The sequence below is a fragment of the Gordonia mangrovi genome, assembly GCF_024734075.1.
Classification (GTDB): Bacteria; Actinomycetota; Actinomycetes; order Mycobacteriales; family Mycobacteriaceae; genus Gordonia; species Gordonia mangrovi.
Genome location: NZ_CP102850.1, coordinates 4,421,854 through 4,445,657 on the forward strand (window position 1 = coordinate 4,421,854; position 23,804 = coordinate 4,445,657).

General features: G+C 66.5%; 21 protein-coding genes and 2 tRNA genes. 6 read left to right on the forward strand and 17 right to left on the reverse strand.

The genetic code is table 11. The features are described from left to right. Nucleotides 1-103 precede the first annotated feature (103 nt). Complete coding sequence (locus NWF22_RS20060) at nucleotides 104-736, reverse strand: TetR/AcrR family transcriptional regulator (protein ID WP_160902713.1); 633 nt, start codon at nucleotides 734-736, stop codon at nucleotides 104-106. A gap of 24 nt (nucleotides 737-760) precedes the next feature. Further along, nucleotides 761-1,234 carry a thioredoxin-dependent thiol peroxidase gene (gene bcp / locus NWF22_RS20065; RefSeq protein WP_160902712.1) on the reverse strand — a complete coding sequence of 158 codons (474 nt, stop codon included), beginning with the start codon at nucleotides 1,232-1,234 and terminating at the stop codon, nucleotides 761-763. Between the two features lie 260 nt (nucleotides 1,235-1,494). Between bcp and NWF22_RS20070 the strand changes: the two genes are divergently transcribed. From NWF22_RS20070 to NWF22_RS20085, 4 genes are all read left to right on the forward strand, one after another. Then, nucleotides 1,495-1,716, forward strand: a complete 222-nt coding sequence (locus tag NWF22_RS20070; RefSeq protein WP_160902838.1) for a DUF3618 domain-containing protein — start codon at nucleotides 1,495-1,497, stop codon at nucleotides 1,714-1,716. 192 nt (nucleotides 1,717-1,908) lie between these two features. Next, nucleotides 1,909-1,984: transfer RNA gene (locus NWF22_RS20075), tRNA-Lys, on the forward strand. Nucleotides 1,985-2,176: 192 nt separating this feature from the next. Beyond that, complete coding sequence (locus tag NWF22_RS20080) at nucleotides 2,177-3,397, forward strand: L,D-transpeptidase (protein ID WP_160902711.1); 1,221 nt, start codon at nucleotides 2,177-2,179, stop codon at nucleotides 3,395-3,397. 104 nt (nucleotides 3,398-3,501) lie between these two features. After that, nucleotides 3,502-4,986, forward strand: coding sequence for a glycoside hydrolase family 183 protein (locus NWF22_RS20085; protein ID WP_160902710.1), 1,485 nt, complete (start codon nucleotides 3,502-3,504; stop codon nucleotides 4,984-4,986). Nucleotides 4,987-5,004: 18 nt separating this feature from the next. Here the strand turns inward: NWF22_RS20085 and NWF22_RS20090 are convergent, their stop codons facing one another. From NWF22_RS20090 to NWF22_RS20110, 5 genes are all read right to left on the reverse strand, one after another. Next, a complete protein-coding gene (locus NWF22_RS20090) occupies nucleotides 5,005-5,613 on the reverse strand; it encodes a DUF8020 domain-containing protein (RefSeq protein WP_160902709.1) in 609 nt (202 codons plus the stop codon). Nucleotides 5,614-5,738: 125 nt separating this feature from the next. Further along, on the reverse strand, nucleotides 5,739-7,781 hold the full coding sequence (locus NWF22_RS20095; protein ID WP_160902708.1) for a neutral/alkaline ceramidase: 2,043 nt from the start codon (nucleotides 7,779-7,781) through the stop codon (nucleotides 5,739-5,741). Nucleotides 7,782-7,845: 64 nt separating this feature from the next. Continuing rightward, on the reverse strand, nucleotides 7,846-8,466 hold the full coding sequence (locus tag NWF22_RS20100; RefSeq protein ID WP_160902707.1) for a TetR/AcrR family transcriptional regulator: 621 nt from the start codon (nucleotides 8,464-8,466) through the stop codon (nucleotides 7,846-7,848). Between the two features lie 33 nt (nucleotides 8,467-8,499). After that, entirely contained in the window at nucleotides 8,500-9,975 is a 1,476-nt protein-coding gene (locus tag NWF22_RS20105; protein WP_160902706.1) for a flavin monoamine oxidase family protein, read from the reverse strand. Nucleotides 9,976-10,240: 265 nt separating this feature from the next. Beyond that, nucleotides 10,241-10,402 (reverse strand): hypothetical protein, encoded by a 162-nt coding sequence (locus NWF22_RS20110; protein ID WP_202398617.1) that lies wholly within the window; start codon nucleotides 10,400-10,402, stop codon nucleotides 10,241-10,243. A gap of 294 nt (nucleotides 10,403-10,696) precedes the next feature. On the opposite strand from NWF22_RS20110, the gene NWF22_RS20115 reads away from it, so the two are divergent. Beyond that, entirely contained in the window at nucleotides 10,697-12,085 is a 1,389-nt protein-coding gene (locus NWF22_RS20115) for a NarK family nitrate/nitrite MFS transporter (RefSeq protein ID WP_160902705.1), read from the forward strand. Between the two features lie 65 nt (nucleotides 12,086-12,150). Here NWF22_RS20115 and NWF22_RS20120 read toward each other — a convergent pair. The 10 genes from NWF22_RS20120 to NWF22_RS20165 all read right to left on the reverse strand — a co-directional run bounded on the left by NWF22_RS20120 (nucleotide 12,151) and on the right by NWF22_RS20165 (nucleotide 22,346). Continuing rightward, nucleotides 12,151-12,223 (reverse strand) — tRNA-His (locus NWF22_RS20120). Nucleotides 12,224-12,327: 104 nt separating this feature from the next. Next, complete coding sequence (orn, locus tag NWF22_RS20125; RefSeq protein WP_160902704.1) at nucleotides 12,328-12,927, reverse strand: oligoribonuclease; 600 nt, start codon at nucleotides 12,925-12,927, stop codon at nucleotides 12,328-12,330. Nucleotides 12,928-13,007: 80 nt separating this feature from the next. Beyond that, on the reverse strand, nucleotides 13,008-14,699 hold the full coding sequence (locus NWF22_RS20130) for an HNH endonuclease signature motif containing protein (protein ID WP_160902703.1): 1,692 nt from the start codon (nucleotides 14,697-14,699) through the stop codon (nucleotides 13,008-13,010). Between the two features lie 73 nt (nucleotides 14,700-14,772). Next, nucleotides 14,773-15,582, reverse strand: a complete 810-nt coding sequence (cmrA, locus tag NWF22_RS20135) for a mycolate reductase (protein ID WP_160902702.1) — start codon at nucleotides 15,580-15,582, stop codon at nucleotides 14,773-14,775. Nucleotides 15,583-15,698: 116 nt separating this feature from the next. After that, nucleotides 15,699-17,762, reverse strand: a complete 2,064-nt coding sequence (locus NWF22_RS20140; RefSeq protein ID WP_160902701.1) for an NADPH-dependent 2,4-dienoyl-CoA reductase — start codon at nucleotides 17,760-17,762, stop codon at nucleotides 15,699-15,701. 48 nt (nucleotides 17,763-17,810) lie between these two features. After that, nucleotides 17,811-18,365 carry a PadR family transcriptional regulator gene (locus NWF22_RS20145; protein WP_160902700.1) on the reverse strand — a complete coding sequence of 185 codons (555 nt, stop codon included), beginning with the start codon at nucleotides 18,363-18,365 and terminating at the stop codon, nucleotides 17,811-17,813. Nucleotides 18,366-18,393: 28 nt separating this feature from the next. Next, complete coding sequence (locus NWF22_RS20150; RefSeq protein WP_160902699.1) at nucleotides 18,394-20,067, reverse strand: ABC transporter ATP-binding protein; 1,674 nt, start codon at nucleotides 20,065-20,067, stop codon at nucleotides 18,394-18,396. Nucleotides 20,068-20,207: 140 nt separating this feature from the next. Then, nucleotides 20,208-20,627, reverse strand: coding sequence for a hypothetical protein (locus tag NWF22_RS20155; RefSeq protein WP_160902698.1), 420 nt, complete (start codon nucleotides 20,625-20,627; stop codon nucleotides 20,208-20,210). Beyond that, a complete protein-coding gene (locus NWF22_RS20160; protein ID WP_160902697.1) occupies nucleotides 20,627-21,808 on the reverse strand; it encodes a globin domain-containing protein in 1,182 nt (393 codons plus the stop codon). The genes NWF22_RS20155 and NWF22_RS20160 overlap by 1 nt, the downstream gene beginning before the upstream one ends. Before the next feature lie 52 nt (nucleotides 21,809-21,860). Next, the gene (locus NWF22_RS20165) at nucleotides 21,861-22,346 is read right to left on the reverse strand and encodes an RrF2 family transcriptional regulator (protein ID WP_160902696.1); all 486 of its coding nucleotides are present in this window, start codon (nucleotides 22,344-22,346) and stop codon (nucleotides 21,861-21,863) included. A 127-nt stretch (nucleotides 22,347-22,473) separates the two neighbouring features. Here NWF22_RS20165 and NWF22_RS20170 point away from each other — a divergent pair, with 127 nt between their 5' ends. Further along, nucleotides 22,474-23,745, forward strand: a complete 1,272-nt coding sequence (locus NWF22_RS20170) for a uracil-xanthine permease family protein (protein WP_160902695.1) — start codon at nucleotides 22,474-22,476, stop codon at nucleotides 23,743-23,745. Nucleotides 23,746-23,804 lie beyond the last annotated feature (59 nt).

Consider the following 23,804-nt stretch of genomic DNA (forward strand, 5'->3'; position numbering starts at 1 on the left):
TCGCGCGCCTGCTGCTCTGCCGCGCGTGCAGCTTCACGCGCGGGAAGTTGCCGGGCGCGCGGGAACTTTCTGGACCCGCGTCGCCGGCCGGATACCCGGCCGGTCAGTCCTCGGCGGTGGTCTCCTCGAGGAGGAGGTAGCCGGCCAGCATGCGTTTGAGCTCGGCGACCGTCTGATCGTGATCGTGGCCGTCCTGGACCGAGAAGCTGAGCACCGAATACGCGGTGTGCACCAGCACCTGTGACATCATCTCGCGGCGGTTGCGCTGGGTGGGGGTCAACGGCGCCAGGATGCGGGCGACCTGATCGGCCAGAGCCCGTTCGTTCTCCGAGGCGGTCGCGCGGGTGGCCGGCGTGGACTGCACGGCGAGCCATACGGCCCGGCGCGAGGGGTCGTCGCGCCACAGGGCGGCGAGATGGTCGAGGAACCTCTCGAGGAGGTGCGGCCACTCCAGGGACGGGATCTCGGTGGAGAAGGCGGCGAGCTCCTCCTGGACGCCCACGGTGTCCTGCCGATCGAGTTCGCACACGATCACGTACTTGTTCGCGAAGTACTGATAGAGCGTCCCGATCGGCACCTCGGCCCGCGAGGCGATCTCCTCGCACGTGAGCGACTCGAAACCGACCTCGATGAGCAGATCGCGCGCTGCGGAGAGCATCGCGGAGAACTTCTTCTTGCTCCGCTCCTGCGTGGGGCGCTTACGCGGGAGGAGCTGCTCGGCGAGTGGAATGGACATCGTCGTCGGTCCTGCAGGCGACCGTCACACCGACAGGTCGCGACGGAGCTTGGCGACGTGTCCGGTGGCGCGGACGTTGTACTGGGCAGCGGCGATCTTTCCGTCCTCGTCGACCAGGAAAGTCGATCGGATGACCCCGGTGACAGTCTTGCCGTACATCTTCTTCTCCCCGAAGGCGCCCCATGCGGCGAGAACGGTCTTGTCCGGATCGGACAGGAGCGGGAAGGTCAACTCCTCGGCGGCGACGAACTTCGCCAGCTTCGCAGGCTTGTCCGGGGAGATGCCGATGACGTCGATCCCGGACTCGTTCAGCTCGGCAAGATTGTCGCGAAAATCACATGCCTGCTTGGTGCAGCCAGGAGTCGAGGCCGCGGGGTAGAAGTAGACGATGACCTTGCGGCCGGCGTAGTCGGCCAGGGATACCGGGTCGTCCTGGGAGTCGGGGAGGGTGAACGCGGGGGCGGGGTCGCCGACGGACAGCCGCGTGGATGCTGACATATATGTCAGGCTAGTCGATCGCTCGTGGAGACCACCTGGGACCGTATTGGCGGGTTGTCGCGATCGTCCGGATCGCGGGCCACCACCGCGCCGGTTGATCGGGCCGTCTGCCGGGGCGCGGCGCCCCGGATGCCGTACCCTCGAAAAGTCGAGTGCGACGCGCGGCGACCTGGGTCAAAAGGACGCACGGCCGCGTGACTCGAGCCCGTCGTGAACTGGTGAACGTCACCGCATTGCCGTCGACCATTGGGAGGAATCACGTGTCCGGGGATACCGAACGTATCGAGCAGGAGATCGCGCAGGCACGAGAAGATCTCGCCAAGACCCTGGACACACTCGCCGAGCGGACGAGTCCGCAGCGACTGGCCGCCGACGCCAAGGAGAAAGCGGTGGCCACCCTGAACTCGCCGGCGGTCAAATACGCGCTCGCCGGTGTCGGTGCAGTCGTCGTCGTCCTGGTGGTGCGCAAACTCGTGAAGTGAGTGTGGTCGTGGCGATGCGCCGCGGCCCATGAGTTCTCCTGGCTGACCGACCGCGTGGTGCGGTGGCGGCCGGCGTGTGTGCGGAACCGTTCGAGTTGACGATCGTGGTCGACGCCAAGGGATCCGGGTGTCGCGAGGAGGCGATTTCACTTCTGTCGCGCCGACATGTAAGGTTCCATCTCGCACCGGCAAGCGCCATTAGCTCAATTGGCAGAGCAGCTGACTCTTAATCAGCGGGTTCGGGGTTCGAGTCCCTGATGGCGCACCAGATACTCAGGACGCCCCGCCCAGCGCGGGGCGTCTTTTGTGTCGAGTCGACAGCGAGTCGGACACCCGGACGACACGGTCAATCCGGTCCCGGATTGTCTCGTACACTAGAGGTCGACCGTGCTCTCGAGGGGGAGATCCTGGCGTCGTCGACGTCGCACGGCGAGTTCGTAGGTGTTCCAGGAGGAGAAACATGCGGATCGGTCGTACCCGCACCGGCCGGCGGTCGCCGCTTGCCCTTTTCGGCGTTCTCATCGCCGTCATCGCCATCGTGTCCGCGTGCTCGCAGGACGCCACCTACTCGTCTGATGTCAGCAGCTCCAACCTGTTCGACGACATGCTGAGGCCGGGTATGACCGTCACCGAGCTGGCCAACCGGCCGCTGGCCGATCAGTCGGTCGGTATCCAGCCGGGTGCGCCGATCACCGTCGCCGCCAGCGAAGGATCGATCACCGATGTGCGTATCGACAAGTCCGATGGGTCGCCGGTGAAGGGTGTTCTCTCCGACGACGGCACCACCTGGACCAGCGCCGAGCCGCTCGGCTACAACCGGACTTACACGTTGCAGGCAGATGCCGTGGGCATCGGTGGTCGTACCACCAAGCGGGTGTCGTTCACCACGCAGGCCCCGAACAATTTGACACTGCCGTACCTGACGCCATCGCCCGGCGAGACCGTCGGCGTCGGCCAGCCGGTCGCGATCAAGTTCGACGAACCCATCCCGAACCGCAAGGCCGCCCAGGACGCCATCAGGATCACGACCAACCCGCCGGTGGAGGGCGCCTTCTACTGGATCAGCGACTCCGAGGTTCGGTGGCGCCCGCAGGACTACTGGGCGAGCGGTACCAAGGTCGACGTCGCGGTGAATACCTATGGCATCAACCTCGGCGACGGACTCTTCGGCCAACAGAACGTGAAGACGAACTTCACGATCGGGCGGTCGATGGTCATCACCGCCGACGACAACACCAAACAGGTCACCTTCGCGCGTGACGGCAATGTCATCCGGTCGATGCCGACGTCGATGGGTAAGCCCGGTCACGACACACCCAACGGCGTGTACCTGGTGTCGGACAAGCACGAGCACATCATCATGGACTCGTCGACCTACGGCGTTCCGATCGACGCGGCCGAGGGCTACCGCACGCCGGTCGATTACGCGACCCGGATGTCCTACAGCGGCATCTTCTTCCACTCGGCCCCGTGGTCGGTGTGGGCGCAGGGCAACACCAACACCAGCCACGGTTGCCTCAACCTCAGCCCCGATGACGCCCTGTGGGTCATGCAGAACACGCTGCGCGGCGATCCGGTGATCGTGAAGAACACCGAGGGAGAGATCCTGTCCGGAGTCGACGGACTCGGTGACTGGAACATCCCATGGACCCAGTGGTCGAAGGGCAACGCCGACGTCTGACACCTCTGGACTGTTCTTCGACATGTCGCTGTAGCGCGCCATCCGATCTGACGTGACCGGTGTTACATTCTCTCCTGACCTGCGGTGCGGTCGAGGAGGGGCAGATGATGCGGTGTGCACGCTCGGTGGGAGTGCTGAGCGTGTGCGCGGGTCTGGCCGCGGCCACGTTCATCGCGACGCCGGCGGTCGCCGAGGGCTCACCGACGCCGTTGCCCAGTTCGGGCTGTGAGTCCGACCTGCCACCCACACCGTCACCCTTCGATCCCCGCGACCTGATCCCCGATCGGATCGGCATCCCGCTGCCGTATCCGCGCATCGTGCCGGTGCCGGAGCCGGAGTCGGCCGACGAACCGCCGGTCCGGATCCCGTCGCAGCCACCTCCGAAGGACCCGTGCACCGACCCGTGTCCGGACATCACCGATCCACCCACGCCGATCGACGTCGGGCCGGCGCTGTCCATCGAGTTCCCCAAGATCACCCTCGATCCCGCTCCGCAGGACATCCCGATCCCGGTGCCCAACCCGGACCCGGCACCGCTCCCACCACCCCCGCCGGTCATGTACCCGAAGGAGGCGTCCGCGCCGGTGAGTGCCAAACCGGTGGTGCCCCGGGTGGCCGACGTCGACCTCGTCTCGACGCTCACCGGCAGAGGATCGACGAGTCGCACCGACAAGCGATGGCAGGTCAACGGCACCGACCTCGGCATCATGTGGGAGTCCACACCGGATCAGATCGCGATCGTCTTCGGCGACACCTTCGGCCGGGGTTTCACCCCGCCGGGCGCCAACGGCGGGGATTGGCGCAGCAATGTGCTGGGCTTCAGTTCGGACCGCCGTCTGGATGACGGGATGTCGATCGACACGATGGTGCAGGACAGCCGCTGTCACGCGGCGCAGGTGCTGAGCGCCCGGCACGTGAACCGCTACGAGATCACCACCATCCCGACGTCGGGGTTCGCGCTCGGCGACCGGCAGTACCTGAGCTACATGTCGGTACGCACGTGGGGGCCGATCCCGGGGGTGTGGCTGACCAATCACGGTGGGTTGGCCTACTCCGACGACGGTGGCTCCACCTGGATCAAGGACCCGTATGCCCGCTGGGACAACCTGTTCGGCACCAGCCGATTCCAGGTCTCGTCGATGGTCCCGCACGACGGCTACGTCTACATGTTCGGCACGCCCAATTCACGCATCGGTACGGTCGGGTTGGCCCGCGTGCCGGCCGAGCACGTGCTGAACAAGACGGCGTACCAGTACTGGCGGGACGGTCGCTGGGTGGCGGCACGGGATGGGGATGTGGCGTCGCCACTGTTCTTCGGGCCGGCCGGCGAGGTGTCGGCACGGTACGACGCGGCCTCGCAGCGGTGGCAACTGAGTTATCTCGACGCGCTGCGCGGGTCGATCGTGTTGCGTACGGCGCGCTCACCTCAGGGTCTCTGGTCCGAGCCGGCGGATCTGGTGCACTCCAGCCGCTACGCCCAGCTCTACGGTGGGTTCCTGCATCCGTGGTCCAGTGGCCGCGACCTTTACTTCACCATGTCGACCTGGACGGAGTACAACGTCTCGCTGATGCGTGCCACGCTGCGGTGACACGCACCAGCCAGGGCGTTACGGCGTGTTGATCCAGGTCAGGATGGCCTGGCCGGCCTGGCGGTCGCCGTTGTTGATACCGACGACAGCACCGATCGCGGCGCCCACACCGGCACCCCAGATGCAGCCGACCAACACCAGGCATCCCACGATGAGCCCGACGATCGCCCCGACCGCAGTGGCGACGCCGCCGCCGCGATTCCATCCGTTGTTGATGTGCCAGATCATCTTCTGATATGCCCGGTCCTTCTTGGCCGACACCGGATGCATGCCGGATGCGATCGCGGCGCGCATTTCCGCGGTGAGCTGGGGAGTGAGCGTCGCGGTCGTCCGGTCGGCGCTGACCGCCGCGCGCAGCGGGACGTCGATCCCGTTGAGCGGGATGGTCAGATCGACCCGGTCGATGGTGTCGCCGTTCCGGTCGAGCACCGTCAGCGCGTTCGCGTCCTGGTGTCCGAATGTCGCATTGGTCAAGACAGAGGTGATCGACGAGCCGTCCGCTGACGCCGACGTGTGATGGCTCGCCGCGAGCGACGTCGGCGCGCCGTGTGCGGTGGCGGTGGCCACGGTGAGCAATGCCGTGACCACGCCGGCGAGGGTCAGGATGACGATTCTGAAGAGCTTCATACGGTGCCGTCCCCGGTTCATGAGTGGTGTGCGGTACGAGGTGAATCCCGGTGTGGACCGGTGAATCCTGTCGACACTATCGCGGTGGCCCGGGTCGGCCGACGGGACGGTGAACATTGCACCGATCAGCCGACGACGAAGCCCGACGACACGGCGTCGATCGGTCGGGTCCTGCCGTCGGCGCCGCGGCTGTCACCGCGATAGCGGATGCGGAAGCGGCCCGAGGTCGCTGCCGGGATGGTCCACTCGACCCGGATCACCGACGCGTCGCTGTCGCCGGGCGGCCGCCGCCAGTGCAATTCGGTCTCCCAGTCGTTGTCGTCGGCGACGGTCCGCCATCCGGTCGCCGTCTTTCGTTGCACCTCCAGATAGGTGTCCCCGGTACGCAGGTTGTTGTTGGGGTGTGCGCCGACGAATTCGACGGCCGCCACCTGGCCGGGACGGTAGCGGGACCGCGGTGCGGTCACTACGTCGCCGTAGGAGTGCCCGGTCACGGGACGGTCGGGAGGTATCGGCGCAACGAGATCGGGCTGGAAGCCGGATTTGTCGAGCGGTGCCGGACCTCGGCCCGGAGCCGTGCCCGACGCCATGGCGGTGGCCAGCGCGTGGAACTCCTGCAGGTAGGCAGACAGTGTCCATCGCCCGTACTGGGTCGCGCCGCCTTCGTACTGTTGTGCGTCGTATTCCTCCGGCGTCGTCACATACTGCGTATAGGCGTTCGAGTAACCCTGGATGAGGACGTTGTCGATGTCGACCCGCAGCGCATCGGCGACGACGCTCCGTAGCCGCAGGCCGGCGACGATGGTCACCTCGGCCGGGATGGCGACCAACACGAGGTCGCCGATGCGCAGGATCTGCAGCGGGACGACGTGCGGGATCCACGGGGCCGGCGGCAGTAGACCGAGCGGAAAAGCGATGAGCTTGGGTGCCTGCATGTCTCGCATCCACGGGGCGATGGGCGGTTGCCTGTCACCGCCGAGCGCGGTGACCAACGGATTGGTGGTGCCCTCCTGCAGGAAACCCAACTGCGAACGCCAGTTGTCCTCGGTGCTGGTGGCCGCGGCTGCGGCGCCCATCATGGCCGGTGTCGTCGCCGTCGGCCGGCCTTCCGGCGTGTACATTCCGTCGATCTGGACCGCCGACATGTCGACGTAGCGCACGATCGAGTCGACTCCGCCTCGCGCCATCGGCCGGGCTGCGTCGAACCCGCTGCGGCCGGCCCGATACTGGCGTTCGCCGATGACCTCGCAGTTGCGTTTGTTGTCGTCGGTTGGACCGGTCGGACGCATCTTGATCAGGTTGAGATTCGGCGTCATGTCGCCGCTGTTGGTCTGGGGAAACGCGGCGATGACGCCGGGGGAGGTGCTCTCCCAGCGGTAGCTCGCATAACCCTTGTTGTCACCGGCGATCAGCTTGTTGCGGTCGGTCAGCGACGTGCCGTGCGTCGAGAACCAGGTGATGGCACCCACGTCGGTGGCGCCCTGACGCAGACGCAGCACGGTGACGGCCGGGTCGATCGCGCCGGGGAACTGCCGGCGCTCGGCAGCCGGGTTGAGATCGAAGGCCACCCGAGAGCGGTTGCGACTCGCCTCGTGCAACTCGCCGCGACCCAGTGAGATGGTTCCCGGTGCGAGATTCTCATGGGCACGGGCGATGGCGGTGACGATGCCGCGGATCTCGGCATCGTAAGAGTTCTTCTTGAATCCGTAGGCGGCCAGCGAGTATGCGAAGTCCCACGCGGTGCCGCCACAGGACGCGTGGGTGTGGGTGGCGTTGAGATTCACGTTGCGTTCGGTGTAGAGGTTGCCGAAACGCTTGCGCAGCAAGGGCAGCACACCCATGTGGTGCGACTGGAACAGGCAGGCGATATCGCTCGTCACGAACACCACGCGGTCGCCTGTGCGGCGGTCGACGACGATGTATGCGCGCGCCCAGCATCGTTGCAGGAGGCCGGCGGCTACCTGATCGGCATCGGAGTAGCCCATCATGCCCTGGCCGGCGATCGCCCCGGTCATGTCGGCGATTCCGCATCCGACCAGATAGCCGGAGGTGTCGTTCGCACCGCCCGGTGTCGCACTCGCCGCCGGTTCCCCGGCAACGAGTGCGACACCGCCCCCGACTGCGGTCGCTGCTGCCCCCGCGAGCAGCGTCCGTCGCGTCACATCCATCGCCGTCCCCCTTGATGGTTCCGTTGTGGCTGCGACAGCGTTGTCGCGGTCGACACCGTCCGGTCTATCGCCGGACGACGTGGCCGAGCATCAGGATCACGGTCGCCTCGGCGATCCGGTCGCAGATCGATCGGTCACGTGTGTTCAGGTATGCCAGCGTGATTCCGTCAGTGGCCGCCACCAGCAGAGGTGCCAACTCGGTGACCGGACGGTCCCACTCGACACGAGCCTGGACGGCCGCGAGGGTCAATCCGTCGGCGATGGCCGCGTAGTACCTGCGGTACATGTCGGCGCCGAGCCATTCGAGGCCGGTGGTCTGACGTGCGTACTGGTTGAGTGAGATCATCGCCTGCTCTCGCTCTGGATCGGCCACCACGCCGTCGATATAGCCGATCAGGCTCTCCCGCAACATCAGCCGAATCCCGTCGTACCCCTCGACGAGATCGTCGGCAGCAGCCGTCAACGCCTCGGCGATCACCGAGATCTCGCTGTCGGTGCCGCGTTGGACGAGCGCGGCGAGCAGATCGTCGCGTGAATCGAACACGTAGTGAAAGGTCGACAGCGTCATCTCGGCTTCGGCGCTGATCGCGCGCGTCGTGGCCCTGTCGACACCGTCGCGTGCGATGACCCGAAAGGCGGCCTCGAGCAGCAGTTCTCGTCGCTTCTCGACAGACATGCGAGCCATGATGGGGTCCTTCTGTGGATTGAGTGGGCAGGTCTAGGCAAGCGAGCCGAGCACCTCGCGGGCGGCGCGCTCACCGGAACGGACGGCACCGTCCATGTAACCGGTCCAGTAGTCGGCGGTCTCCGTACCCGCCCAGTGAATCGGACCAACCGGTGCCCGCAGTGCCGGTCCGTAGGCGGTGAGGGTGCCCGGCGACGAGACCGCGACCGGACCACCCTGTGCCCACGGATCGAGATCCCACTTGTAGATGCCATGATCGATGAAGTCGCGGGCCTCGGGACCGAAGTAGTCGACGAAATTGTCGATGCACTCGCGGACGATCTGCGACTCGGGCGCTCGATCGAGTCGTCGCATCGCGTCCGCCGAGATGAATCCCATCAGGATGTGCCGATCCTCCGCGTAGCTCTCGAAGGTGACGTCGATCGGTCGGCCGTTGCCGTATACCTGCCCGGACAGACCCTTGGCACGCCAGAACGGACGTCGGTACAACGCCGCGAATTTGCTGACCGCGCCCATGTGGTAGCCCTCGGTGAGGCCGATGCGGGTCGCCGGCAGGCCGGGGGAGTAGCGGATCTGGTCGCTGATGGCCGGAGACATCGCCACGATCACCTTGCGGGCGTGGAAGGTTCCGGCGGCGCTGGTGACCGTGGCCGTCGGGCCGGACCAGTCGATGGACCGCACCGGGGCGTTGTAGACCATCCGGGTGCCCAGGGCCCGTGCCATCCGCAACGGGATCAGGGCGGCACCACCCTCGAAGAGGCTCTCTTGAGCGCCGTCGTCGGTACTCAACAGCCGGATCAGCGTACCCGGGTTGTTCTCGTCGCCGGACGCAGCGATGTAGTTGAGGAAGTAGAGCGCCGAGACCTCGTCCGGACGGACCGACAGCGGCGCAGACATCGCGACCTGCATCAATGCCCGGGCGGTCGGAGTGGTCGCGATCTGGTGGCTGTACTGCTCCCAGGTCAACGAATCGAGGTAGCGCGCGTTGGGGTGCTTCCACGGCTCGCCGACCGGGAACCCGGCCAAGGCTTCCGCCTGCGCTCTGGCCAGGCCCGCGCCGGCCTGCAGCGTGTCGGCCTGCAGCGGCAGAGGCAACGCCGCCGGCATGCGCGAAGTCTCCCCGCTGTTCCAGAAGATGCTGTCGCCCTGGTTGTAGGTGGGGATGGTCCGCACGTCGTACTCACGGGCGAGGGCAGCGATGTGATTCTGTGTAGGGCCGATGAACTCGGCTCCGGCGTCCAGGGTCGCCCCGACCTTCGGAGAGGTGATGTTGTGGACGCGGCCGCCCGCCCGCCCGCGGGCCTCGAGCACCACGACCGACGCACCACCGGCGGCGAGGGACTTGGCGGCGGCCAGCCCGGAGAGTCCGCCGCCGACGACCACGGCGTCGACAGCGTCGCCGGGAGCGGAACTCGCTCGTCCGGCGCCCAGTGCGACCGAACCGGCCGCAACACCCGCGACGGCGAGCGTGGTACCGAGCAGACGCCGGCGCGAAATGTCCTGGTTCATGGAAACCGTCCGATCCGGGCCGCGGACCCGCAGGTCCTGGTGTGCGTGAAACGCTAACGACGCAATGTATAGGTCATTTGACCTTAAGTAACGGCATGGTAACAGCCGTGTGTGACGCTCGTCGCACATTGGCATGGTCGAGTGGTCGGACCCGGGGAAGGCAAAGATCCACCCTCCGGTGCCGAGGCCGGGCGTCCTGGCGACGCGATCGACCGGGGCGGGGAGGGTGGATCTGGTGGGTCGTGCGGGAGTGGGCCCGGAGATCTCAGGAGTGGTCGGAGATGATGGACGCGGCCTCGTCCGCGTCGACGTTCTTGGCGATCAACTTGGCGTTCTTCGTCTTCCGGATGGAGTACAGTCCATCCTTCTTGGCGTTCGCGACATGGAGTCCGGCCTTCTTTGCTGCCTTGTTCAGGTCCTCGAGCATGCGGGCGATGGTACGGCATGAACGTGAACGTCTCGCGCTGGCGGATCGGCGGGGTCTCCCGACCAGAAGGTCGGGCCTCTGTGATCGTAAGCTGTTGTGCTGCAATGGTTCTGGTTGTATTTCGGACGAAAGGCTGCCATCTCACACGCCAGGTGCCGTCGTGTGCGGGCACCTTGATGGCCGTGTAACCGAACGATGCGCGTCCCGTAACGAACCGTTCATACATTCATCGCGTAGTTCTCGGGCAGCGTCGCCCAGTCCACTGTCGCCAATTCTCTGACGAAAGTATCTGAGATGACCACAACCCAGGAATCCACTCGCACCTCCGACGAGGCACTGCTCGACCAACACGGGCACTGGATTCGCCACTGGCAACCAGATGATGAGACCTTCTGGAACAAGATAGGCAAGAAGGTCGCGTTCAAGAACCTCTGCTTCTCGATCTTTGCCGAGCACATCGGGTTTTCGGTGTGGTTACTGTGGAGCATCGTCGTGGTGCAGATGACCGCCAACTCCGACGGCACCGCGGCCGCCTCCGGATTCGCGCTTTCCACCACCGAGGCCCTGTGGCTGGTGGCCGTGCCCAGTGGCGTGGGCGCCTTCCTGCGGCTGCCCTACACGTTCGCGGTGCCGGTCTTCGGCGGCCGGAACTGGACCGTGATCTCGGCACTGTTGCTGCTGATCCCGTGCCTCGGACTCTCCTGGGCGGTGTCCAACCCCGATATTCCGTTCGGACTGCTGTTGGTGATCGCCGCGACGGCGGGTTTCGGTGGCGGCAACTTCGCGTCGTCGATGGCCAACATCTCCTTCTTCTACCCGGAGAAGGAGAAGGGCTGGGCGCTCGGCCTGAATGCGGCCGGCGGCAACATCGGTGTCGCGGTTGCGCAGAAGATCATCCCGAGCATCGTCGTGATCGGCGGCGGAGTCACCCTGTCGTACGCCGGCTTGTTCTATGCGCCGCTGGCCGTGGCAGCTGCGGTACTCGCGTTCTTGTTCATGAACAACCTGTCGGAGGCGAAGGCCGATGTGAAGCCCGTCTGGGAGTCGCTGCGCCACCGGGAGACCTGGGTGATGTCGCTGCTGTACATCGGCACCTTCGGTTCGTTCATCGGTTACTCGGCCGCGTTCCCCAGCCTGCTCAAGGCGGTCTTCGACCGCGGTGACATCGCGCTGGCCTGGGCGTTCCTGGGTGCCGGTATCGGTTCGATCGCCCGGCCGCTCGGCGGTAAGCTCTCCGACGTGATCGGTGGCGCCCGCATCACCGCGTTCAGCTTCGTCGCGCTGGCGGTGGGCGCGGCCATCGCACTCTGGTCGGTCAAGGCCGAGAATCTGCCGGTGTTCTTCGCCGCGTTCATGTTGCTGTTCGTCGCGACCGGCGTCGGCAACGGCTCCACCTACCGGATGATCTCCAAGATCTTCCGTGTCAAGGGCGAGGACGCCGGCGGTACCCCGGAGATCATGACCAACATGCGCCGACAGGCTGCCGGTGCGCTGGGCATCATCTCGTCGGTGGGCGCATTCGGCGGCTTCATCGTCCCGCTGGCCTACGCCTGGTCCAAGAGCGCCTTCGGCAACATCGAACCCGCCCTGTGGTTCTACGTGTTCTTCTTCATCGCGCTGCTCGGTGTGACCTGGTACAACTACATCCGCCCGAGCACCCGGATGGCTCAGGCCGGGGTCTGACCTCGTACTGACACACGACAATGGCCCCTGTCCCGCATCGAGCGGGACAGGGGCCATCGTGTCGGGGTGGATGACGGGACTCGAACCCGCGACAGCCAGGATCACAACCTGGTGCTCTACCAACTGAACTACATCCACCATCGGCGTCCGTCACCCAGGGTTTTTCACCGGGTCCCAGAGCCAGGGACTTACTCTAGCGGGTCGAGGCGCCCGAACTCCAATCGGTATCGCGGCCCGCGTGTTCATGCAGGTCCGAGGTCCTTCACGATAGCTGCGAGGTCGTCGGCCTCCGGACCGGGCGCGGCCACGAACGCAGCGGCCCGGTAGTACTTCAACTCCCGGATCGACTCGCGGATGTCGGCGAGTGCCCGGTGCGCCAGACCTTTCTCCGGCTGACCGAAGTAGATCTTCGGGTACCAGCGCCGGCACAGCTCTTTGATCGAGCTCACGTCGACCATCCGATAGTGCAGGTAGGCATCGAGTTCGGGCATGTCGCGGGCGAGGAATCCACGGTCGGTGGCGATCGAGTTGCCGGCAAGTGGCACCGCACCGGCGGTGCTCACCTGGGTGCGGATGTAGTCGAGGACCTGCTTCTCGGCTTCGGCAATCGTGGTGGTCGATGCTCGGACCTCGTCGGTGAGTCCGGACGCGGCGTGCATCTTCCGGACCACGTCCGGCATCGCGGCCAGGTCCTCGTCGGATGCGTGGATCACGATGTCCACGCCGTCGCCGAGCACGTTGAGCTCGCTGTCGGTGACAAGCGCGGCGATCTCGATCAATTTGTCGGACTCGATCCGCAGACCCGTCATCTCGCAGTCGATCCACACCAATTTGTCCTGCACGCGGTCAACCATAGCCGTCGGCAGACGCGGTGCATCGCGTCACCGGTGTCGACCGTTCCGGCCGCACCGGCCCCGAAACGTCAGAACGGCGGCGGGTTCTCCTTGTTCCAGCGTTCCATCGCGCGGGTGTCGGCGCGCTTGACCGACCTCGAGCGTCGGTCGCGGATGGTGTCGATGCGTTGTCGGGCCGGATCGTCGGGTGGCCGGGTGCTGCGGGTCAGCGACCCGAACAGATCACGCCCGGTGAACGCGTTACCCAGGTAGGTATGACCGGTCGGTGATTGGAAGAACACCGTGCCCAACGGATCCTGATAGTCGCGCCACCCGGTCGCGAACGTTTTGATCCTGTGATGAAACCTGCACAGCGGCTTGAGGTTTCGCGCATCGGTCGCGCCACCTTCGCCGTGCGGAACCGAATGGTCGACATCGGCGTGATAGGCACGGTTGTTGCAGCCGGGAAAGCTGCAACACAATTCGCCCGCCCGGATCAGGTCGGCGAGCTTCTTCGACGGTGCATACCGGTCGGCCTGTGCGAGATTGGTGGTGTCGGGGGTGACGTAGCAGCGCTTGGCCTCGGCCAGCAAGGCGCGGGCGGTGTCGGCGTCGATGACGCCCTGGCCGTCGAGGAAGGCCGGATCGTCGTCGTGGCCGAGCAGGGTGCTCAGGTTGACCACGATGTGGAAGGTCGGACGCGGCGCACAGTCCGATGTGATGGCATCGGCACCGGTCTCGGCATCGGTAGGAGCGGCGCTGTGCCCGTCGCTGACCTCGGCCTCACCACTCACGTCGGTGTCGGACGCGGTCACGTCGGAGGCGTCGGCGTCGGCGTCGGCGTCGGTATCGATATCCGCGTCGATGCCGGTGCCGGGTGATGCGTCGGCTGCGTCGAGCTCCTCGCCGGCGGCGCTGTCATCGTCGCCGGGGTCGGTGGTGCAGGCCTCGCAACCGCAGTCCAAGCGGGCGACGCCGGCGGCCAAGGCGACCAACGCGTCGGCGCGGCGTTGGGCGGCGGTGCGAGGGTCGTCGGAATGTACCGAGGCGGCCATCGCATTGAGTCGGGCGTCGATGGCGGCGGCCTGCTCGGCGGGCAACGCACCCCCGATACGGGACTGACCCGGGGTGTGGCGGTCGGGGCGCACATTGATGTTGCGGTCGGTGTCGACCTGTTCACGCCGGCGGCGTACCGCGGCCGGATCGATCTTCGCGATGATCTTGTCGATCATCGTGGTGAACCGGGTCATCGACATCGGCTCCCGCGATTCGATGGCCGCGGCGATCTCTTTGTCGAGCACGTCGAACTTCGCGGAGTCGACCAGCGCGGTACGGCGCACCACCACCAGAAACCGCGGCAGATCGATACGCCCGGAAACAAGGGTGGCGCCGGTGAACGGCAACTGATGACGCAACACGCTGCCGGCCTCGATCAATTCCCGCGCCCGAGCAGGTGGCACCGTCAACGCGGCACCGACCTCGGCGATCGCCATCTCCAATCCGGTCGGTCCGTACTGGGCGCGTGGATCCTCTCCGGCCGCCGCCCGCTTGGCCAGAAGTTCCAGATCCGCCAGCGACGTCGACTGTTCACCCAACGCCGCAGCCAACCGCACCAGATGGTCTTGTTCACGTTCCTCGTGGATCAGGCTGGCCGCCTGCAACATCCGATAATCGGCAGCTGCGCGCACCGCGTTGCAATGATGGAGCACCTCGACCAACTCGGTGGCCGAGTGCTGCTCATCGTCGCCCATCTGGGCCAACGCCGGTGCGCTCGATTGCATGACACCAAACTATCGGCACCCACCGACAAGTTTTGTCGACGCAGGTCAGACTATGAAAGTGGCGGTGGATGAGTCAGCCGTCGTCGCCGAGTTTCCGATAGAACGTGCCGACGATCGGCGCGACGACCGCGCGTGGGCTGTATCCGCCGGCGACCGACATCGCTTTCGACAGCGTGCCCGGCACCACGCGCATCTTGTTGTGCGCGAGTGCGTCCAGGCTCATCTCGGCGACCTTGTCACTGGAGTGCCAGAGGAAGTCGGGAACGAGCCGGTCCACCACCGACGCCTCTTCCGGCGCGGGTGTCTCGGTCCGAACCGGTCCCGGCGCGAGCAGGGTGATGTGGACGCCTCGACTCGACACTTCGCCGCGCACCGACTCGCTGAAGGTGTTCACGAACGCCTTCGTGGCGGCGTACGTGGCGTTGTGGGGGATCGGCATGTTGCCGGCGGCCGAACCCACCATCAGGATTCCGCCGGAACCGCGCGCGACCATCTGTGGCAGCACTGCCAGGGTCAGGTCGTGGACGGCGTTGACGTTCAACCGCACCTGCGCGCGTTCGTACTCCGGGTCGAGGTCATGGACCGGGCCGAAGGTGGCGATGCCGGCGTTGTTGCACAGGATGGATATGTCGCGGCCGGCGAGTTCGGCGCTCAACACCTCCACCGCACCAGGGTCGGACAGATCGACCGCACGCACTTCGGCCACCACGCCGTGGCCGGTGCGCAGTTCGGCGGCAAGCTCCTCGAGGATGTCGCCGCGCCGGGCCACCAGAATCACGGAGTATCCGCGAGCCGCCAGCGCCCGGGCGAGCTCCATGCCGATGCCGGAAGATGCGCCGGTCACCACGGCGCGAGCGGACTCGGTTGGCGCAGGGATACCCATGTCCGAGATCCTAGTCGGCCCGCAAACGACGACGCCGCGAGTGTTCTCCGTGCGCAGCGAGCCGGATCGGACTCGCGGTTGACACAAGACACTCGCGGCGTCGTGCGAGATGAGGATCAGGCGATGCCTGCGGCCACCTCGGTGCCCTGGCGGATCGCCCGCTTGGCGTCGAGCTCGGCGGCCAGGTCCGCGCCGCCGATGACGTGGGTGGTCACCCCGGCCACGGTCAACGGGTCGACGAGCTCGCGCACCGATTCCTGCCCGGCACACACGACCACGTTGTCGACTTCCAGAATGCGGGTGTCGGTGACCTTGCCCTCGTCGTCGTGGAAGCTCAGGTGCAGACCCTGGTCGTCGATCTTGTCGTAGGTCGCGCCCGAGATCTGTTCCACGCCCTTCATCTTCACCGTCGCGCGGTGCACCCAGCCGCTGGTCTTGCCGAGTGTCTTGCCCTGCTTGCCCGGCTTGCGCTGCACGAGGTAGACCTGCCGGATCGCCGGCAGCGGGCGGGGTTTGGTGACGAAGCCGGGCTTGTCGCCGTCCTCGGTGACGCCCCACTCCTGCTCCCATTCCTTGAGATTCAGGGACGGCGACTCATCGGTGACCAGGAATTCGCTGACGTCGAAGCCGATTCCGCCGGCGCCGATCACCGCGACCCGCTTGCCGATCTCGCGGCGCCCGAGGACGGCGTCGGCGTAGGACATGACCATCGGATGATCGACCCCGGGAATGCTCGGGATGCGCGGGGTGACGCCGGTGGCCACGATGACGTCGTCGTAGGTGCCCTCGATGATCTCCTCGGCGGTCACCCGCTTGTTCAGCAGCACGTTCACGCCGTGGATCTCGAGTTGCCGGGTGTAGTAGCGGATCGTCTCGTTGAATTCTTCCTTGCCCGGGATCCGGGAAGCGATGGAGAACTGGCCGCCGATGCTGGGGCCGCCCTCGTAGAGGTCGACCTTGTGACCGCGCTGGGCCGACGCCACGGCGGCAGAGAGCCCGGCAGGTCCGGCACCCACGACAGCCACTCGCTTGGCGCGGCGGGTCGGTCCGAGGAGCAGTGTCGTCTCGCGGCCGGCCTGCGGATTGACCAGGCAGGACACGTGCTTGCCGACGAACGCATGGTCGAGGCAGGCCTGGTTGCAGCCGATGCAGGTGTTGATCTCGTCGGAACGGTTCTCGCGCGCCTTGTTGGCGAGCTCGGGATCGGCGAGGAACGGCCGAGCCATCTGCACGGCGTCGACGCGTCCGCGCTCGAGGATCTCCTCGGCGAGTTCTGCGGTGTTGATGCGGTTGGCGGCGATGAGTGGAATCGACACCTCGTCGCGAAGACGTTCGGTGAACTTCACGAACGCGCCGCGGGGCACCGAGGTGACGATGGTGGGCACCTGCGCCTCGTGCCAGCCGATGTCGGTGTTGATGGCATCGACCCCATGCTGTTCGGCCTTGCGCGCCATGAGGGCGACCTCGTCCCAGGTCTGTCCGTTGCGGATGAGGTCGGCGATGGACTGGCGCAGGATGATCGGGAAATCGCGCGGCACCTGGCGGCGCATCTCCTTGATGACCTCGACCAGGAACCGCTGGCGGTTCTCGGTGGAGCCGCCCCACTTGTCGGTGCGGTCGTTGGTGTGCGGGCAGAGGAACTGATTGATCAGGTAGCCCTCGCCGCCCATGATCTCGACCGCGTCGTAGCCGGCCTGGCGAGCCAGTTTCGCCGACCGTCCGAAGCTGCGGATCACGTGCCGGATGATCGGCTCGTTCATCTTCAGGTGTTTGAACGGGTGGATCGGCGACGGCTCGGAGCCGGCGGCCACCTTGAATGGGTTGTACCCGTAGCGGCCGGCGTGGATGAGCTGCATCGCGATCTTGCCGCCCTCGTCGTGCACGGCCTTGGTGACGCGCTGATGGCGCTTGACCTCGAGGACGTTGGTCATCTTCCCGCCGGCGATGGAGAGCACGCCGGTCCGGCTGGTGGCGAATCCGCCGGTGATGATCAGTCCGGCGCCGCCCCTGGCCCGCGCGGCGAAGTAGGCCGCGAGCTTGTCGATATCCCACACCCGATCCTCGAGGCCGGTGTGCATCGACCCCATGATGAGACGGTTCGGGATGGTCATCCCGCCGATCTGGAGCGGTTCGAACAGGTTGGGGAACTGCGGATTTCGCTCGGCCGTGTGGGCTGACATGGCGTTGCCTTTCGTGTCGGGGATCGGGGGAGTGGCCAGTGATTCGAACTACTGGCGTTGAGCGGACAATTCGCGTTCGAGGGCGGCGATGACCTCGTCACACCAGTCGACGAAGCTCTTCTCGGACCGGATGCCGCCACGGAGCACCAGGTACTGGTGGAGCTTGCGGCCGGTGAGGGTTTCCGGCGATGGGTAGTAGGCCGTCTGGAAACCCGTGAACAGTGTCAGTTGGGCGAGGTGCTCGTCGCGGTGGGCCTTGAGCTCCCCGATGATGGTGGTCAGGTCGCCGAATTCGGCGGCGCGCAGCTTGACTCCGAGATCGTTGCGGAGCGGCTGCAGCGGCGTCGGGCTGGTGGCCCACTCCGCCACGACCTGTCGGCCGGCGTCGGAGACGGTGTAGACCTTCTTGTCGGGTCGGCCGTCCTGCGGAATCGATTCGAAGCTCACCAGGCCGTCGGCGTGCAGCTTCTTCAGCGTGCGGTAGATCTGCTGGTGGGTTGCCGACCAGAAGTATCCGATGGATCGATCGAACTGCTGGCCGATCTCATAGCCCGTTCCGGGCCGTTCGGCCAGCGACACCAAGATCGCATGTTCGAGCGCCACGATCCGAACCTAACACTGCACCTACGCACTATGCAACAAAGTTCATATGTGCGCGGAGTCGGCCCGCGTGCAGCTCCACCACGTCGTCGGCGATCTCGGTGACCCGTGGGTCGTGGGTGACGAGCAGGGTGGAACGGCCGGCGACCAGTTGCTGCAACGGTTCGAGGATGCGTCGGGCGGTGGCGTCGTCGAGTCCTGACGTCGGTTCATCGAGGATGAGGATCGGTGTATCGCGCAGAAACGCGCGTGCCATCGCGATCCGCTGGCGCTGTCCACCGGACAGGGTCAACCCGTCCTCGTCGAGCAGCGAGTCATATCCCTGGGGCAGGGCACTGATGAAGGAATCCGCGTCGGCAGCGATCGCGGCGGAGATGATGGCGGCACGGTCGGCGTCGGGACACCCGTAGGCGATGTTGTCGGCGACGGTGGCGGCCTTGATGACCGGTTGCTGGGGCAGCAGCGTGATGTGGTCACGGATGGACCGGCCGGTCAGTGCGGTCAGGTCCCGGCCGCCCAGGGTGATGCGTCCGCCGTCGGGCCGTTCGAAGCGGCACAACAGCGACGCGAGGGTGGATTTGCCGGCTCCGCTGGCGCCGACCAGGGCGGTGATCCGACCGGGGGCCAGGTCCAGGGACACCCGGTCGAGGACCGTCGCGCCGTCGCGGTGCAGGGTCACCTCACGCACCGACACCGCATGGTCGGGACCCCGGTGGGGGATGGCGTCGGGGTGGTCCGCGTCGGTCGGCTCGAGATCGAGCAGTTCGCAGAGGCGTTCGGCACTGACCGTCGCCGAGGCGAGGGCCAGTCGGATCTCGGCGAGTTCCTGCATCTTGGGATACAGCATGCCGAGGTAGCCGGTCAGCGCCAGCAGTGCACCGACGCTGAGCGTGCCCTGGCGGACCTGCCAGACGCCGGCGACGGCGATCGCCAAGGTCACCACCACCTGGCCGAAACCCATCACCGCACCGAATCCGGCCTCGATCCGGGTCTGGGTCATGCGGGTGCCGAGCCAGGTGATGCCGGCCCGGTGCAACCGGGCGTGTTCCCGATCCTGCTGGTTGTAGGCGACCGCCGTCTCGTGACCGCTGATGGCGGTCGACACGGCCAGCGCGATATCGGCGTTGGCGACGCGTTCGTCACGGGTGATCAGCCGCTGGCGTCGCGAGTAGAGCGCCGACAGCGCCCACAGGACCGGTACGGCCGCCAGCGCGACCATCGCCACCTGCCAACTCATGATGAGTGCTGCGATGACCAGGCCGGTCGTGTTCACCGCGGCGATGACGAATTGCATCAGACCGGACCCGACCAGGTATTCCACTGCCTCCAGGTCCCCGGTGTGCCGGGTGACGAGGTCACCCACGCCGAAGCGGCGGTGGATGACCGGATTGAGGCGTTGCACGTGGGCGAACAGGCGGTCACGCAGCCGCAACACCACCCGCTCGGAGATGCCGATCGCGGCGACCTGCCCGTAGTAGTCGGCGCCGGTGGACACGGCGGTCACCAACAACCAGAGGGCGGCCAGCGCACCGAACTGCAGGACGTCCGTCGCGGTCAGCGCGCCATCGATCACATCGGACAACACGAAGATGCCGATGATCTCACATCCGGTGGCCAGCAACAGGAGTGCCGCGGCCATCGCGAATCGGGGACCCTCTGAGGTCAGCGCGGACGAGAATCGGCGAAATGTGTCGCGCGCGGTCATCAGTATGCGGCCCTCCCGTTGGTGCTCGGCCGACGGCGCTGCCGGCTCGAAGACAACCTAGGGGGACTTGCTTCGGGCCGGCTTGCGCGACACTGGGAGAACGCTGTCAGCGCCTCCGCGGCAGGCGGCATTGGCCGGGGTCAGGACAAGGTCAGCACACCAAGACAGACGAGCGCCGCCACCTTGATCACCTCGACGCCCACGTAGACGAGGTGCGCGTGGCTGCGGGGGCCGGTGTATCCGGCCAGAACGGCGTCGGAGCGACGAGTCAGTCGCGGCCGCACCGCCGCCAGCTGGAGGGCGAGCGCCCCCACCGCGACACCCGCTGCGATGGGGATTGCCGCACCCGGCCATTCGCCAACGGCCACCGCTACGACGATGGCGGCCGCCCACACCGATTCCACCGCGTTCAGCGCGCGGAACACCAGTCGACCGATCCCCAACCCGATCGGCAGGGTGACGCCGGGGGCGCGGAACTTCAGTGGCGCCTCGAGGAACGAGATCGCCAGCACCATCCCCAGCCAGAGGAACGTGCACGCGGCTACGACTGCGGCGGCCATCAGGACTTCGATCGCAGCAGCTCGGGGCCGAATGTCTCGTAGTGCAGCCGGTTCTCGTCGATACCGTGGGAGAGGAATTCCTCGCGCATCGCCGACAGGAACCCGCCGGGGCCGCAGAGCATCACGTGGGCCGAGCGGTCCACCGACAGGTCCTGCAGTGACATCTGGCCGGTCCGTACCGAGTCGGAGAGAACGTGTGGCGAGGCGTTCTCGTACCACTGGACCAACCGAGCGTCGGGCAGTGAGTCCACCAGGGCGGCCAACCGGCCGCGGTGCGGTTGCCGATCGCGCGACCGGTCCGCGTGCAGGACGGTCACCGGTCGCGGGTCACGCGCGTCCGACATCGCCTCGAGCAGGCCGATCACCGGGGTGCAACCGATGCCGGCGGAGGCGAGGACCATCGGCGCGTCGCCGTCGGGCAGCACCAGATCACCGAACGGGGTGCTCACCCGCAGTGAATCGCCCTCGAACACCTCGGCGTGCAGGTGGCCGGAAACCTCGCCCGCCAGCTTCACGCTGATCCGCCACGCGGGTGCATTCGGCGCACCGGTCAGGCTGTACTGACGGATCTGCCGGGCGCCGTCGGCAAGAGCGACCTGCACCGAGATGTACTGTCCAGGAGTGAACTCCGGCAACGGCTGATCGCCGGAGGAGACGAGCTCCAAGGCGATCGTGTCCGGCGACACCTGGGTGCGTTCGATGACACGGACGTCGCGCCATACCTGACCCGGTGCGACACCGGCGTTCTCGTAGAGGCCGTGCTCGGTGGCGATGAGCAGATCGGCCATATCCCAGTAGAGCTGATCCCATACGTCGGCGACCTCGGGGGTCACGGCGTCGCCCAGCACCGCCACGATGGCTGCGAACAGATGCTCGTGCACGACCGCATACTGGTCGCGGGTCACGCCCAGTGAGGCGTGCTTGTGCGCGATCCGGTCGAGAATGAAGCGTTGCCGACGGATGTCGGGTTCGAGTTGCAGCCGGGCGAATGCGGCCACCGATCCGGCCAGCGCCTGGGGCTGTTCGCCGGTCTCCTGATGCGTCCGGTTGAACAGGTTGTCGCGGAGCTCCGGATGGGCGGTGAACAGTCCTTGATAGAAGCGGGTGGTGATCTCGCCGAGTGCCGCCTGCACCGCCGGCAGAGTGGCGGCGAGGGTGCGCCGCTGGGTGTCGGACAACATGGTGACTCCTGTTCCTCGGTGACGGTGTCCGTCAGGGTTTCTGGGGCGCTCGTCAGGTCTGGGCGCGCGCGGGATCGGCGGCGGCCTCGGGCGGGTGCGGGGTCAGCGACAGTAGCACCGCAGTGGTCGGTTCCCGGACGAGGTCGGCCACCGTCTGTTCGTCGAGGCTGGTGAAGAAGGCGGTCCTGGCCCGGGCCAGTGCGCCACGTAGCCGGCAGGCGCGGCGCAGTGGGCAGGGTTGGGGCCCTTCGCAATCCACCACCTCGCCGGTGCCCTCGAGGCTCGATGCCAACCAGCCGACGCGTGCGCCTTGACCGAGGTCGGTGATCGCCAGTCCGCCGCTGCGGCCGCGGCGGGCATGCACCACGCCCATCTCGGAGAGTCGGCCCACCACCTTCGCGACATGCGTGTACGGCACGGCGAGCTCGGCGGCCAACGTCTTGGTGGTGAGGACTGTTGTGTCCGCATCGTTTTCGCCGGCGACGGCGAGGCGCATCACCACCCGGAGGCCGATGTCGGTGAAGCGGGTCAGCTGCATGGGATCGAGTAGATCATAATTGGAATCTGAAATGCATAATAAAGCGGGGTGATGCCCGTCACGTTCTCGGCCGTCGCGTCGTGCGTTGCGGCAGCGGGTCGACCCGCCATGCGCCACACTGTGTCCCATGGCGACACCGCGCACGCGACCGAGGGATCTGCTGTCCTGGCGACAGGTCGAGGGTGGCGGGGTGATCGGCCCGGATGAACGCCTCGGTTGGTCGAAGACCGTCGGGATCGGTCTACAGCATGTGGTCGCGATGTTCGGCGCCACATTCCTGGTGCCGGTACTCACCGGGTTCCCACCGTCGACGACACTGCTGTTCTCCGGCATCGGCACGCTGTTGTTCCTGCTCATCACCCGCAACCGACTGCCGAGCTACCTCGGGTCGAGTTTCGCCATCATCGCCCCCGTGCTCGCGGCGACCGCGTCGAACGGCCAGTCGGCCGCGCTCGGCGGGATCGTGGTGGTCGGTGCGCTGCTCCTGATGATCGGCGTGATCGCACATTTCGCGGGCATCGGCTGGATCGAGGTGTTGATGCCGCCGGTGGTCACCGGGACCATCGTCGCGCTCATCGGACTGAACCTCGCACCCACCGCGAAGACGAACTACGAGCAGGACCCGGTCATCGCCACCGTGGTACTCGTGTTGTTGGTCGCCTCGGTGGTGCTGTTTCGCGGAATGCTCGGCCGGCTGGCCATCTTCCTGAGTGTCATTCTCGGCTACGTGATCTCACTGATCTTCGACAAGGTCGACACCACCGGGATCGGCGAGGCCGCATGGGTCGGGTTGCCGGAGTTCCAGGCGCCGAGTTTCCACCTGTCGGTGATTCCGATGTTCCTGCCGGTGGTGCTGGTATTGCTGGTGGAGAACATCGGCCACGTGAAATCGGTCGCGACGATGACCGGCATCAACTACGACCGCCGGATCGGCCGCGCACTGGCGGCCGACGGGCTGGCCACCGTGCTGGCCGGCAGCGGAGGCGGATCGGCCACCACGACCTACGCCGAGAACATCGGCGTCATGGCGGCGACCAAGGTGTACTCGACGGCCGCGTACTGGGTGGCCGGTACGGCGGCGATCCTGCTGGGCCTGTCGCCGAAAGTCGGCGCGGTGATCGCCGCGGTTCCGCCGGGTGTGCTCGGTGGTGTGACAACGGCGCTCTACGGCCTGGTCGGCATCCTGGGCGTGCACATCTGGGTCACCAACCGGGTGGATTTCGGTCGTCCGATCAATCAGTTCACCGCCGCGATTCCACTCGTGATCGGCATCGCCGATTTCACCTGGGTGGTCGGTGACCTGAACTTCGGCGGCATCGCACTGGGCGCCGCGGCCGCCCTGGCCATCTATCACTCGATGGCGCTGATCGGCCGGTGGCGCGGGACGGTCACCGCCTGACCCAGTGGACCCTGGGTTCACGCAGCCGGTTCGACTCAGTCCTTGCTGCCGGGTATCCC